This window comes from Cryobacterium tepidiphilum, from assembly GCF_003716325.1.
In the GTDB taxonomy this organism is placed as follows: domain Bacteria; phylum Actinomycetota; class Actinomycetes; order Actinomycetales; family Microbacteriaceae; genus Cryobacterium; species Cryobacterium tepidiphilum.
In genome coordinates this window covers 94,785-107,674 of sequence record NZ_RDSR01000010.1, presented here as the reverse complement: position 1 = coordinate 107,674, position 12,890 = coordinate 94,785, and the positions used below count along the sequence as shown (strand labels likewise).

12 protein-coding genes are annotated in these 12,890 nt (G+C 70.1%); 3 read left to right on the top strand and 9 right to left on the bottom strand.

The features are described from left to right. Positions 1-580: 580 nt before the first annotated feature. Positions 581-1,891: a tyrosine--tRNA ligase gene (gene tyrS / locus EEJ31_RS07945; protein WP_123045777.1), complete on the bottom strand. Its 1,311-nt coding sequence runs from the start codon at positions 1,889-1,891 to the stop codon at positions 581-583. Between the two features lie 112 nt (positions 1,892-2,003). Between tyrS and EEJ31_RS07940 the strand changes: the two genes are divergently transcribed. Both EEJ31_RS07940 and EEJ31_RS07935 read left to right on the top strand, forming a co-directional pair. Beyond that, complete coding sequence (locus tag EEJ31_RS07940) at positions 2,004-2,639, top strand: DNA-binding protein (RefSeq protein WP_123045769.1); 636 nt, start codon at positions 2,004-2,006, stop codon at positions 2,637-2,639. After that, entirely contained in the window at positions 2,636-3,238 is a 603-nt protein-coding gene (locus tag EEJ31_RS07935) for a hypothetical protein (RefSeq protein WP_123045768.1), read from the top strand. The genes EEJ31_RS07940 and EEJ31_RS07935 overlap by 4 nt, the downstream gene beginning before the upstream one ends. 89 nt (positions 3,239-3,327) lie before the next feature. Here the strand turns inward: EEJ31_RS07935 and EEJ31_RS07930 are convergent, their stop codons facing one another. The 4 genes from EEJ31_RS07930 to argF form a co-directional block, all read right to left on the bottom strand. Further along, a complete protein-coding gene (locus EEJ31_RS07930; RefSeq protein WP_199727303.1) occupies positions 3,328-3,924 on the bottom strand; it encodes a DNA-3-methyladenine glycosylase in 597 nt (198 codons plus the stop codon). Positions 3,925-4,075: 151 nt separating this feature from the next. Then, positions 4,076-5,536 (bottom strand): argininosuccinate lyase, encoded by a 1,461-nt coding sequence (argH, locus tag EEJ31_RS07925; RefSeq protein ID WP_123045767.1) that lies wholly within the window; start codon positions 5,534-5,536, stop codon positions 4,076-4,078. A gap of 6 nt (positions 5,537-5,542) precedes the next feature. Continuing rightward, the gene (locus EEJ31_RS07920; protein WP_123045766.1) at positions 5,543-6,742 is read right to left on the bottom strand and encodes an argininosuccinate synthase; all 1,200 of its coding nucleotides are present in this window, start codon (positions 6,740-6,742) and stop codon (positions 5,543-5,545) included. Between the two features lie 53 nt (positions 6,743-6,795). Continuing rightward, entirely contained in the window at positions 6,796-7,725 is a 930-nt protein-coding gene (gene argF, locus EEJ31_RS07915) for an ornithine carbamoyltransferase (protein ID WP_123045765.1), read from the bottom strand. A gap of 65 nt (positions 7,726-7,790) precedes the next feature. Between argF and EEJ31_RS07910 the strand changes: the two genes are divergently transcribed. Further along, positions 7,791-8,546 carry an SDR family NAD(P)-dependent oxidoreductase gene (locus EEJ31_RS07910; protein WP_123045764.1) on the top strand — a complete coding sequence of 252 codons (756 nt, stop codon included), beginning with the start codon at positions 7,791-7,793 and terminating at the stop codon, positions 8,544-8,546. A 17-nt stretch (positions 8,547-8,563) separates the two neighbouring features. Here the strand turns inward: EEJ31_RS07910 and EEJ31_RS07905 are convergent, their stop codons facing one another. From EEJ31_RS07905 to argC, 4 genes are read right to left on the bottom strand one after another with little or no spacing between them, the layout of a single operon-like run. Next, positions 8,564-9,754: an acetylornithine transaminase gene (locus EEJ31_RS07905; RefSeq protein WP_267897613.1), complete on the bottom strand. Its 1,191-nt coding sequence runs from the start codon at positions 9,752-9,754 to the stop codon at positions 8,564-8,566. Continuing rightward, positions 9,754-10,656: an acetylglutamate kinase gene (gene argB / locus EEJ31_RS07900; protein WP_123045763.1), complete on the bottom strand. Its 903-nt coding sequence runs from the start codon at positions 10,654-10,656 to the stop codon at positions 9,754-9,756. Before argB ends, EEJ31_RS07905 begins: the two co-directional genes overlap by 1 nt. After that, positions 10,653-11,825, bottom strand: a complete 1,173-nt coding sequence (gene argJ / locus EEJ31_RS07895; protein WP_123045762.1) for a bifunctional glutamate N-acetyltransferase/amino-acid acetyltransferase ArgJ — start codon at positions 11,823-11,825, stop codon at positions 10,653-10,655. The genes argB and argJ overlap by 4 nt, the downstream gene beginning before the upstream one ends. Further along, entirely contained in the window at positions 11,822-12,865 is a 1,044-nt protein-coding gene (gene argC / locus EEJ31_RS07890; protein WP_123045761.1) for an N-acetyl-gamma-glutamyl-phosphate reductase, read from the bottom strand. Before argC ends, argJ begins: the two co-directional genes overlap by 4 nt. Between the last annotated feature and the right edge of the window lie 25 nt (positions 12,866-12,890).

Sequence of the window (12,890 nt, the reverse complement as noted above, 5' to 3'; positions counted from 1 at the left end):
ACCGGCCAAACCACGCACGAGGTTTTTGGCATTTGACATTGTGCACGCTGTTGAGTTCTCAAGGATCGGACGCACCCGACTTCAAGCCATTCAGGCTGTCGCTCCGGGGCAACTTCTCTACCTTACCCACCGGCTTTTCGCCTGTCAAATCGAGCGTTTCGCGCCATCCGACCGTATTTGCACACGCTCGAACCACGCCCGCTCGAACCAGACGAACCGTTCGGGGGAAGGGTTTAATCCTAAGCTGTCCGGACACACTCCTACAAGAGGAATTGTGTGCTTTTCAGCCAGGGATTCGGTCCCACTTGAGGCCGGGAAGCTCATCGGCTTTCCCGCACCGTTTGGGGTACGTGTGAATACATTACGGGCCGTTCCGGGGGCCGTCAAAACCATCCTGCACCCCGGGCGTGTCGCGCCTGCAGCCCCGGTGGATTGCGCGTCGCGGCGGGTGACGCAGCTGCCTGACACACGTCCGGCCCGGGTTTGAGAAGCCGGCCCACGTTGGAACATGGGCCGGCTTCTCAAACCCGGGCCGGGAGCGCGTCGAGGGAGGTGGCAGCGGACTGGCGGGTAACCGGGACTACTCGACGAAGACGCCGGCGAGAGTCTTCTTGCCCCGCCGCAGCACCGCGACACCACTCGGCAGGACGGACCCCTCGATGGTCTGTGTCTCGTCGTCGACCTTGACATTGTTCAGGTAGACGCCGCCCTGCTTGATCGCACGCCGGGCCTCCCCCAGGCTGGCCGTGAGGCCGGTGTCGACGAGCAGCTGCGCGACCGGCGCATGCGGGGCCGTCGTGGTGTTGGGCAGTTCCCGGAGTGCGGACTCGAGAGTCGCCGGGTCGAGACCGGCCAGCTCCCCCTGCCCGAACAGGGCCTGCGCGGCGCTGATGGCGGCATCCGTTGCGCTCTCGCCGTGCACGAGACTCGTCACCTCCCACGCCAGGGTGCGCTGCGCCTCGCGGCGGAACGGCTCGGTCGCCACCAGCGCGGCGAGGCGCTCGATCTCGGTACGCGGCAGGAAGGTGAACACCTTGAGCCGCGAGATGACGTCGCCGTCGTCGGTGTTCAGCCAGAATTGGTAGAACGCGTACGGGCTGGTGAGCCGGGGGTCCAGCCAGACCGCGTTGCCCTCGCTCTTGCCGAACTTGGTGCCGTCGCTGTTGGTGATGAGCGGCGTGCCGATGGCGTGCACGCCGACCCCTTCGGCGCGACGGATGAGGTCGGTGCCGCTCGTGAGGTTGCCCCACTGGTCGCTGCCGCCGGTCTGCAGCACGCAGCCGTAGCTGCGGTAAAGCTCGAGGTAGTCCATGCCCTGGAGGATCTGGTAGCTGAACTCGGTGTAGCTGATGCCGGCGTCGGAGTTGAGCCGGGCGCTGACGGCATCCTTCTTGAGCATGGTGCCCACGCGGTAGAACTTGCCGATGTCGCGCAGGAAGTCGATGGCGCTCATCGGCGCGGTCCAGTCCAGGTTGTTGACGAGGGTCACGCCGTTCGGACCCTCGGCCGAGAGGAAGCGCGACACCTGTTCCTGGAGGTAGCCGACCCACTCCGCCACGACGTCCTTCGTGTTCAGGGTGCGCTCGGCGGTGGGGCGCGGGTCTCCGATCAGCCCCGTGGAGCCGCCGACGAGCCCGAGGGGGCGGTGGCCGGCCAGCTGCAGGCGCCGCATGAGCAGCAGCTGCACGAGGTTGCCGAGGTGCAGGCTGGGGGCGGTTGGATCGAACCCGCAGTAGTAGGTGATGCTCCCCGAGGCCAGGAGTTCCCGCAGCTGGTCCTCGTCGGTGGAGACGTGGACGAGTCCACGCCAGCGGAGCTCGTCCCACAGGTCGGGGAAGCTGGGGTCGTTGGCCTGGCGGGCGAGGATCTCGGGGTCTGACACGCTGCCCAGATTACCGTGTGCTCCGTCTCGGCTCGGGCTCCTCGTGAAGGCCGGATCATGAACGCATGCGAACTTAGGCTGTGGCCTTGATTTACACACGTTCAGGGCGCAGACTTAATGCATGTTCGTCATCACCGCAGACCAGGTCGACAGTCGCAACGACCGCGACCGCGCCGGTGAGCTGGTGAAGCAGCTGACCACCCGCTTTCCCGACGCGTTCGTCCTCCCGCCCGACCAGACCTCCGGCGACGAGATCCAGATGCTGCTGACGGATGCCGCCGCCACGCTGCACGCCGTGCTCGCCATCCAGCGGGCGAACCACTGGAGCATCGGCCTCGGCATCGGCAGCGTGCGCACTCCCCTGCCCGCGGCAACCCGCCGCGCCTCCGGCGGGGCCTTCATCGCAGCCCGCGACGCGGTCACGCGAGCGAAACGCACGGATGCGCGGTTCGCCCTGGCCGTGGACGGGGACGCGGCCGGGCCCGGGGGCGCGCTCACGGCGACCGACGTCGAGGCGCTGGTCGCCATGCTGCTCCTCGTGCGTCGCCGGCGTACCGGCGAGGGCTGGGAAGTCGTCGACCTCCTCACCGGGGGCCGGAGCCAGGCGCAGGCGGCGGCGCAGCTCGGGATCTCCACCGCCGCCGTCAGCCAGCGCGTGAAGAGCTCGCTCTGGAGAGTCGAGGAGTCCGCACTGCCGGCGCTCGTTAAACTGCTCGCAGCCCTCGACGGCACCCCGAGCGAAACGGACCAGACATGACCTACCCTGCCCTCCACATCCTCGGTTACCTGTACTGGATCCTCCTGCTCCTCGTGACCGCCGGGTCGCTGGTGTTCGCGGTCCTGGCGTTCCGGCTGCACAAGCGGGTGTTCACCATCATCTCCGCCGGCGCCCTCGCCGCCGCGCTCTTCATCGCGGCCGCCCCCGCACCGAGGGACGACACCGGCCTGGACGTGCTGCTCGGGATGCTCGCACTGGCGCTGGCCGTGATCGGCGGCGGCCCGGTCGCCGTGCTCACCCTGCAGTTGGCGACCCGGGGCTCGGTCTCCCCCGGCAACTACGGCGGCATCATGGTCGAGAACGACGGCGGAGAGGCTGCCGGCGACACCCGGCCCCTGCAGGTGCACGAGGTGCTGCGTGGTGGGCTCACGATCGGGATTCTCGAGCGACTCGCGGTCGCCGGCGCGATCCTCGCCGGGTTCCCCGAAGCCATCGCCGTCGTCGTCGCCATCAAGGGCGTCGGTCGCTTCACCGAACTGGCCGCGTCCGAGGCGCGGGAGCGGTTCATCATCGGCACCCTGGCGAGCCTCATCTGGGCCAGCGCCTGTGCCGCGCTCGTCACCGTCGTGAACGGCTGAGCCCTCGTGCCACCCTGCACCCCCACGGGTGCGCTCGACACGCCGTGCACACACGACGGAGGCGGCAGGAAGCGCGCACCCGCGAGTGGTCAGCGGCCGAGCTTCGGGTGCCGCTTGTAGGGCGACACGCTCGGCTCGCCGGGGAGCCAGAACCGCCAGGGGAAGGCATCCTCTCCGCCGGGACCAGAGAGGCCGGTGCGCGGGCCGGTGAGATAGGCGCCGGGGGCGTCGGGCAGCGTCAGGTCGAACGGCGGCGCGTTCAGGTCGGCGCCGTTGTCGCCCAGCTGGATGCCGAGGGCCACGGTGAGCCGGGCGGGCCCACGCGCCAGGTCGTGGTCGTGCTTGGAGGTGTGCCGGCGGGCGCGCGCGAGCTCGAGGCCCTCGACCACCTCGCCGGCGCGCACCAGGCATCCGGCCGGTCGTCCCTCCGGCGAGCAGACGATGTTGGCGCAGGTGTGCATGCCGTAGGTGAAGTACGCGTAGAGGTGGCCGGGCGGCCCGTACATGCTCGCGTTCCGGCGGGTCTTGCCTCGGAACGCGTGCGAGCCCGGGTCGACGCCGTCGCCGACGTACGCCTCGACCTCGGTGATGCGAACCGAGACGCCGTCGTGGGTGAGGATCGCGCCGAGCAGCAGCGGCGCCACCTCGGGCGCCTGCCCCTCCAGCACCGCGCGATCGAAACTCACGCGGCCCCTGCGCGCGCCGAAGCGGACCGTTCCGGTCGAGACGTACAAGCGCACCTGGCGGTCTCGACCGGAACTGTCCGTTTCAGCGAGAGGAGGGTCAGGTGGGAAGCGCGGCCGGCGGGGTGAGAGACAGTCACGGGGTGAGAGACAGTCACGGGATGAGGGCGGCCGCCAGGGTGCGCACCCGGTCGACCAGGGCGGCGCGCTGCTCGGCGACGCGCACCGGCGCCGTCCCGCCGTGCCCGTCGCGGCTCGCCACCGACCCGGTGATCGTCAGCACCTCGCGCACCTCGGGGGTGAGGTGCGCGGAGATGGCGTGGAGTGCGGCGTCGGGCACATCCTGCAGCTCGAGATCGTGGTCCTCGGCGTACTTCACCAGGGAGCCGGTGATCTCGTGGGCGTCGCGGAAGGCGACGTGGCGTTTGACCAGCCACTCCGCGACATCCGTTGCCAGCGAGAACCCCTGCGGGGCGAGCTCGGCCATACGGTCGGTGTGGAACGTGAGCGTCGCGACCATGCCGGTGAAGGCGGGCAGCAGCACCTCGAGCGTCTCGATCGAGTCGAAGACGGGCTCCTTGTCCTCCTGCAGGTCGCGGTTGTAGGCGAGCGGCAGGCCCTTCAGCGTGGTGAGGAGGCCGGCCAGGTTGCCGATCAGCCGCCCCGACTTGCCGCGGGCGAGCTCGGCGATGTCGGGGTTCTTCTTCTGCGGCATGATCGACGACCCGGTGGAATAGGCGTCGTCGAGCGTGACGAAGCCGAACTCGCGGGTGTTCCACAGGATGATCTCCTCGGCGAGCCGGGAGAGGTCGATGCCGAGCTGTGCGGTGATGTAGGCGAACTCCGCGGTCAGGTCGCGGCTCGCGGTGCCGTCGATGGAGTTCTCGACGACGTGGCCGAACCCGAGGTGCGTCGCCACCAGGCTCGCGTCGAGGCCGAGCGTGTTGCCCGCCAGCGCGCCCGAACCGTACGGGGAGAAGTCGGCGCGGCGCCCCCAGTCGACGAGGCGCTCCAGGTCGCGCACGAGCGGCCAGCAGTGCGCCAGCAGGTGGTGGGCCAGCAGCACCGGCTGCGCGTGCTGCAGGTGGGTGCGGCCGGGCATGATGGCGTCGGCGTGGGCCTCCGCCTGGGCGCCGAGGGCGTCGATCAGGTCGATGACGAGGGCCCCGATCTGCTGGGCGTGGTCGCGCAGCAGCATGCGGATGAGCGTGGCGATCTGGTCGTTCCGGCTCCGGCCGGCGCGCAGCTTGCCGCCGAGCTCGGGCCCGGCGATCTCGATGAGCCCGCGCTCCAGCGCCGAGTGCACGTCCTCATCCGTCTCGGCCGGCGTGAACCGGCCATCGACCACCGCGGCCTCCAACGCGTCGAGGGCGGCGAGCATGCCGGACAACTCGTGCTCGGAGAGATACCCGGCAGCCGCGAGCGCCCGGGCGTGCGCGCGCGACCCGCGGATGTCGTACTCGGCCAGCTGCCAGTCGAACTGGGTCGACTTGCTCAGCCGGGCGAGCTCGGGGGCCGGACCCCCGGCGAAGCGGCCGCCCCACAGGGCCCCCGCCTCGCCGGCGCGGTTCGCCGCCTCGCCGCCGGTGCGGTTGGCCACCTCGTCGCCGGACATCGGCGCTTACTCGCCGGCGAGGTCGCGGCGGGCGGAGATCTTGCTCGGCAGCGACCACAGGTCGATGAAGCCCTTGGCCAGCGACTGGTCGAACGTGTCGCCGGTGTCGTAGGTGGCGAGGCTGAAGTCGTAGAGGCTCTGCTCCGACCGGCGACCGGTGACGACGGCGCGGCCGCCCTGCAGCTGCAGTCGCACGTCGCCCGATACGTACCGCTGGGTGTGGTCGATGAACGCGTCGAGGGAGCGCTTGAGTCCCGAGAACCAGAGCCCGTCATAGACGAGCTCGGACCATTGCGACTCGATGGTGCGCTTGTAGCGGTTCTGGTCGCGTTCGAGGGTGAGGTTCTCCAGCTCCTCGTGCGCGGTGATCAGGGCGATGCCGGCGGGGGCCTCGTAGACCTCGCGGCTCTTGATGCCCACCAGCCGGTCCTCGACGATGTCGATGCGGCCAACGCCGTGCTTGCCGGCGAGCTCGTTCATCGCCACCACCATCTGCAGCGGCGAGTGCGCCACGCCGTCGATGGCCACCGGGACGCCCTGGTCGAACGTGATGACGACCTCATCCGCTGCCTTGTCGACCGACGGGTCCTGCGTGTACTCGTAGAGGTCCTCGATGGGCGCGTTCCACGGGTCTTCGAGGAAGCCGGTCTCGACGGCGCGGCCCCAGACGTTCTTGTCGATGGAGTACGGGCTCTTCTTCGACTGCTTGATCGGGAGGCTGCGCTCTTCGGCGTACACGATCGCCTTGTCGCGGGTGAGCGCGAGGTCGCGCACGGGGGCGATGCTGGTGAGGTCGGGGGCGAGGGCGGCCACGGCGGCCTCGAAGCGCACCTGGTCGTTGCCCTTGCCGGTGCAGCCGTGGGCGACGGAGTCGGCACCGAGGTCGTGCGCGGTGGACGCGAGGTACTTGGCGATCAGCGGCCGGCTGAGCGCGGAGACCAGCGGGTAGCGCTTCTGGTAGAGGGCGTTGGCCTTCAGCGCTGGGACGATGTAGTCGTTCGCGAACTCGTCCTTGGCGTCGACGACGATCGACTCGACGGCGCCGCAGTCGAGGGCGCGCTGGCGGATGTCCTCCATGTCCTCGCCGCCCTGTCCCACGTCGACCGCGAGGGCGACGACGTCTTTACCCGTCGCATCCTTCAGCCAACCGATTCCCACCGAGGTGTCGAGGCCGCCCGAGTAGGCGAGGACGATGCGTTCAGCCATGGTTCTCCTTCAGAAAGTCTTCGATAAGTTTACGGGCTTGCGGGCCGCGGGCCTCAGCGGGCGTTCTGCTCGAGCAGCCACGCCAGCAGGGCCTTCTGCGCGTGCAGGCGGTTCTCCGCCTCGTCCCAGATGATGCTCTGCGGGCCGTCGATGACATCGGCGGTCACCTCGTAGCCCCGGTCGGCGGGCAGGCAGTGCATGAACAGCGCGTCAGCGGATGCGAGACCCATCAGCCGGGCGTCGACGCGGAACGGTTCGAAGGTGGCCAGGCGTGCCGCCTTCTCCTCCTCCTTGCCCATCGACACCCAAGTGTCGGTGACCACGATGTCGGCGCCGGCGGCGGCGGCCTCGGCGTCGTCGAAGAGCGCGACCGAGCCGCCGGTCTGCCGGGCGATGGCGGCGGCATCCGTCACGACCTCGTCGTGCGGCTGGTACCCGGTGGGCGCGGCGACGCGGATGTTCATGCCGGCGGTCGCCCCGGCGAGGAGGTAGGACTGGGCCATGTTGCTCGCCCCGTCGCCGAGGAAGGCGAGGGTGAGGCCGGCCAGGTCGCCGCGGTGCTCGCGGATGGTGAGGAGGTCGGCGAGCAGCTGGCAGGGGTGGAAGTCGTCGGAGAGCGCATTGATGACGGGGACGGTGGTGCCCTCGGCCATCTCCTCGAGCCCGGACTGGGCGAAGGTGCGCCAGACGATGGCGGCGACCTGGCGTTCCATGACGCGGGCGGTGTCGGAGGCGGTCTCCTTGCCACCGAGCTGGCTGTTCGCGGTGGTGATGATGAGCGGGCTGCCGCCGAGGTCGGCGATGCCCACGGCGAACGACAGCCGGGTGCGCGTGGAGGACTTGTCGAAGATGACGGCCACGGTCTGCGGGCCGGCCAGCGGCTTCACCGCGAATCGGTCTCGCTTCAGCTCCAGCGCCAGGTCGAGGATCTCGGCCTGTTCGGCCGGGGAGAGGTCATCGTCGCGCAGGAAGTGGCGGGTCACGGTATCGCTTTCAGGAGTGCCGGGCTAGAACGGGGGTATCTGTCAACTCTAGAGGAGGAGAGACAATGTCGGATTTCGAAGGGAAGACCGCGCTCGTCACCGGCGGTGGCTCCGGTCTCGGCGAGGCCATCAGCAAGGACCTGGCGCGGCAGGGAGTCAACGTCGTCGTGGTCGACCTGAATTTCGACGGGGCGAAGCGCGTCGTCGATGAGATCACGGCGGCGGGCGGTACGGCGGTTCCGTTCCAGGGCAACACGGCGGTCGCCGAGGACAGCAGGAAGGCGGTGGACTTCGCCGTCCAGACCTACGGGGCGCTGAACTACGCCGTGAACAACGCGGGGATCGGCGGTGCGCAGGCGCCGGTGGGCGAAGTGGACCTCGCCGACTGGGACCGGGTGATCGACATCAACCTCAATGGCGTGCTCTACGGCATGCGCTACCAGATCCCGGCCATCCTCGACGCCGGCGCGGCGGAGGGCGCGATCGTGAACATGGCGTCCATCCACGGCACCGTCGCCGCGCTCGGCAACGCCGCGTACACGGCAGCCAAGCACGGGGTCGTGGGCCTGACCAAGAACGCCGCGGCCGAATACGGCCCGAAGGGCCTTCGGATCAACGCCGTCGGACCGGGCTACATCGAGACGCCGCTGCTGGCCAACCTGCCGAAGGAGGCCTACAACGCGCTGCAGGCGAAGCATCCGCTCGGACGACTCGGGCAGCCTGACGAGGTGGCGAATCTCGTCTCGTTCCTGCTCTCTGACCAGGCGAGCTTCATGACCGGCTCATATGTGCTCGTCGACGGCGGCTACACCGCGGTCTAGTGAACCACTCGAGCCGCTTACAGCGCGGCCAGGGCCCGCCCGAAGCGTCGCTCGAACTCCTCGAGCTCCGCGTCGCCGACGATGAGGGGCGGGGCGAGACGGATGCTGGACTCGTTCGCGGCGTTGACGATCAGCCCGGCCTCGAGCGCCGCCGCTGAGAGCGCGAGGGCGACCGGTTCGGCGAGGCCGATTCCGAGCAGGAGACCCCGGCCGCGCACCTCGGTGATGAGCGGCGAGTCGAGCCGGGCGACGATCTCGCGCAGCTGCTGCCCGCGTGCCGCCGCGTTGGCGATCAGGTCGTCGCCCTCGATCACGTCGAGCACGGTGTTCGCCGTGGCGGTGACCAGCGGGTTGCCGCCGAACGTGGAGCCGTGCTGGCCGCGGGTGAAGAGATCGGATGCCGTGCCGAAGGTGACGAGGGCGCCGATCGGCACGCCGCCGCCGAGGCCCTTGGCGATGGCGACGGCGTCGGGCAGGATGCCGTGGTGCTGGTAGGCGAACCACGCGCCCGTGCGGCCGATGCCGGTCTGCACCTCGTCGATGATGAGCAGCACGCCGTGACGGGTGCAGAGGTCGCGGGCGCGCTCCAGGTAGCCGTAGGGCAGGTCGACGACGCCCGCCTCGCCCTTGACCGGCTCGACGAACAGGGCGGCCACGGTCTCGTCGAGCTCCTTCTCCAGCGCCTCGATGGTGCTGTCGATGTGCTCGACGCCGCCGGGCATCGGCTCGAACGGCTCCCGCATCTGCGGTTTGCCGGTGAGCGCCATCGAGCCCATCGTGCGGCCGTGGAAGGAATTGCGGAGGGCGAGGATGCGGGTGCGGGACCCGTCGCCGTGGGAGTTGGCCCGGTTGCGGCGCGCGAGCTTGAAGGCCGCCTCGTTCGCTTCGGCTCCGGAGTTGCAGAAGAACACGCGGCCGCGGTCGCCCGCGCCCGTGATGTGCTTGAGGCGTTCGGCGAGCTCGATCTCCGGCGGGGTGGCGAAGTAGTTCGAGACGTGGGCGAGGGTGGCGACCTGCCCGCTCACCGCCGCGACCATGGCCGGGTGCGCGTGGCCGAGCGAGTTCACGGCGATGCCGGCCAGGAAGTCGAGGTAGCGGTTCCCCTGGTCGTCCCACACCCAGCATCCGTCGCCGCGCACCAGCACGGCGAGCGGCGCCGCCAGCGTGCGCATCATCGAGTCGCCGAAGCGCTCCTGCCAGTTGGTCACTACGAAACCACCTCCGTGCCGATGCCGCTGTGGGTGAAGACCTCGAGCAGGATCGAGTGCGGCACCCGTCCGTCGATGATGGCCGCCTTCGGCACGCCGCCGTCGACGGCGTCGAGGCAGGCGGTCATCTTGGGGATCATGCCCGACTCCAGCGACGGGAGCAGCTCGCGCAAGGCATCCGAGCGGATGACGGAGACCAGCGACTCCCGGTTGGGCCAGTCGCTGTAGAGGCCGGCGACATCGGTGAGGATGACGAGCTTGGCCGCCCCGAGCGCCACGGCGAGCGCGGCGGCGGCTGCATCGGCGTTGACGTTCAGGCTCTGGCCGGGCGTCGCGGTGTCGGGCGCGATGGAGGAGATGACCGGGATGCGCCCGGCCGCCAGCTGCGCGTGCACGGACTGCGGGTCGACGCCGGTGACTTCACCGACCAGGCCGAGGTCCACCGGTTCGCCGTCGACCACGATGCCCTGCTTGCGGGCCTGGAAGAGGCCCGCGTCCTCCCCCGACAGGCCGGCAGCGAGCGGGCCGTGCTCGTTGATGTGGCCGACGAGCTCGCGGTTCACCTGCCCGGTCAGCACCATGCGCACGACGTTCATGGTTTCGGGTGTCGTCACGCGGTATCCGCCGCGGAATTCGCTCTCGATGCCGAGCCGCTCGAGCATGGCCGAGATCTGCGGGCCGCCGCCGTGCACCACGACGGGGCGAATGCCGGCGTAGCGCAGGTAGACCATGTCCTCGGCGAAGCTGCGCTGCAGTTCCTCGCTGACCATGGCGTTGCCGCCGAACTTCACCACGATGATCTGCCCGTGGAACCGTTTCAGCCAGGACAGCGACTCGATGAGCGTCGCCGCCTTGACGGCTGCCTCGTCGCGCTCGGCCTGGAGATCGTCGTGGCCGGTCAACTCGAGTACGCGCTGTTCTCTTCGACGTACTCGTGGGTGAGGTCGTTCGTCCAGATGGTCGCGGTCTCGCCGCCCTTGTGCAGGTCGATGATGACGGTCACGTCGCGGGGCGTGAGGTCGACGCGCTCGCGCGGTTGGTCGGGCTCTCCCCCGCTGCACACCTGCACCCCGTTGATGGCGACGTCGATGTTGTACGGGTCGAAGGCGGCATCCGTCGTGCCGACCGCGGCGAGCACCCGGCCCCAGTTGGGGTCGTTGCCGTAGATGGCGGTCTTGAACAGGTTGCTGCGCGAGACGGCGCGGGCGACGTCGACCGCGTCGTGCTCCGTCTTGGCGCCGCGCACCTCGATGGCGACGTCGTGGGCGGCGCCCTCGGCATCTGCCTGCAGCTGCCGGGTGAGGTCCTGGCAGACCGCGGTGAGTGCCTCGGTGAACTCGGTGAGGTCGGCCTCGATGCCGCTCGCGCCGGAGGCGAGCAGGCTCACGGTGTCGTTGGTCGACATGCAGCCGTCGGAGTCGAGCCGGTCGAAGGTGAGCCGGGTGGCTTCGCGGAGCGCGACGTCGAGCTGCGCGGAAGACAGCTGCGCGTCCGTGGTGAGCACGACGAGCATGGTGGCCAGTCCCGGGGCGAGCATGCCGGCGCCCTTCGCCATGCCGCCGATCGTCCAGCCGGTGGGTGCCCGGTGCAGAGCCTCCTTGGGCCGCGTGTCGGTGGTCATGATGGCCCGCGCGGCGGCGAGGCCCGCGTCGGGCGTGCGCGCGGCATCCGCTCTGAGCTCGCCTGCAGCGGATGCGACACCCGCGGTCACCGCGTCGAGGTCGAGCTGCTCGCCGATGAGGCCCGTGGAGCAGACCAGCACGTCGCCGGAGGAGACGCCGAGGTGTTCGGCAACGGCCTCGGCGGTGGCGTGCGTGGCCTGGAAGCCCTGGCTGCCGGTGTAGCAGTTGGCGCCGCCGGAGTTCAGCACGATGGCGCTCACCACGCCGTCGGCGATGACCTGCTTGCTCCAGATCACCGGGTTCGCGAGGCAGCGGTTGCTGGTGAAGACCGCGGCGGCAGCGGATGCCGGGCCGAGGTTCTGCACGATGGCCAGGTCGAGGCCGCCGGACTTCTTCAGCCCCGCCTCGGTGCCGGCCGCCGCGAAACCGGCGGGTGCTGTCACGCTCACGGCGCTACTCCGTTCATGCTGAGGCCGGTGGTCTCCGGCAGCCCGAGGGCGAGGTTGGCGGACTGGATGGCGGCGCCGGCCGTGCCCTTGACGAGGTTGTCCACGGCGGCGATGACCACCACGCGCCCGGCGGCCTCGTCGACGGCGAGGCCGATGAGGCAGGTGTTGGCGCCGAGAACGTCGGCTGTCCGCGGGAAGTGCCCCTCCGGCAGCAACTGCACGAACGGCTCGTTCGCGTACGCCCGCTCCCAGGCGGCGCGCACGTCGGCGGCGCTGACACCCGGGGCGGCGCGGGCGGTGACGGTGGCGAGGATGCCGCGGGACATGGGCACGATCACCGGGGTGAAGGAGATGCTGGGAGTGGTGGCGCCGGCCCAGCGCAGGCTCTGCAGGATCTCGGGGATGTGCCGGTGCACGCCGCCGACCGCGTACGGGTTCGCCGAGCCGAGCACCTCGCTCGCGAGGTTCGGCAGCTTGAGGCTCTTGCCGGCGCCGGACGGCCCGACGGCGAGCACGGCGACGAGGTCGCGTTCTTCGATGACATTGCCACGGATGCCGGGGGCCAGGGCGAGAGCGACGGTGCTGGCATTGCATCCCGGCGCCGCGATCCGGCGCACGTGCGCGATGCGTTCGCGCTGCCGGCCGCCCAGCACGGGCAGCTCCGGCACGCCGTACACCCAGGCGCCGTGGTGCTCGCCGCCGTAGAAAGCGGCCCAGTCGTCGCCGCTCTCGATGCGGTGGTCGGCACCGCAGTCGACGACGAGGGTGTCGTCGGAGAGCTGGGCGGCGAGCTCCCCGGAGGCGCCGTGCGGCAGGGCGAGGAAGACGACGTCATGCCCGGCGAGGTTCTCGGCCGTGGTGTCGACGAGGCTGAGGTGGGAGAGGGATCGCAGGTGCGGCTGCACGTCGATGAGCCGCTGTCCGCTGTTGCTGTGCGCCGTGACCGTGCGCACCTCAAGGTCGGGATGCGCCGCGATCAGGCGGAGCAACTCACCGCCCGCGTATCCGCTCGCCCCTGCCACCGCCACCGAAAAGCCCATACGTCAAATGTAGTAGCTCGCGGCG

Excerpts from the sequence above, each read along its gene's own strand:
- EEJ31_RS07940 (WP_123045769.1), top strand. The coding sequence starts at position 2,004 with ATGTTCGTCATCACCGCAGACCAGGTCGACAGTCGCAACGACCGCGAC.
- EEJ31_RS07935 (WP_123045768.1), top strand. The coding sequence starts at position 2,636 with ATGACCTACCCTGCCCTCCACATCCTCGGTTACCTGTACTGGATCCTC.
- argH (WP_123045767.1), bottom strand. The coding sequence starts at position 5,536 with ATGTCCGGCGACGAGGTGGCCAACCGCACCGGCGGCGAGGCGGCGAAC.
- EEJ31_RS07920 (WP_123045766.1), bottom strand. The coding sequence starts at position 6,742 with ATGGCTGAACGCATCGTCCTCGCCTACTCGGGCGGCCTCGACACCTCG.
- EEJ31_RS07910 (WP_123045764.1), top strand. The coding sequence starts at position 7,791 with ATGTCGGATTTCGAAGGGAAGACCGCGCTCGTCACCGGCGGTGGCTCC.
- argC (WP_123045761.1), bottom strand. The coding sequence starts at position 12,865 with ATGGGCTTTTCGGTGGCGGTGGCAGGGGCGAGCGGATACGCGGGCGGT.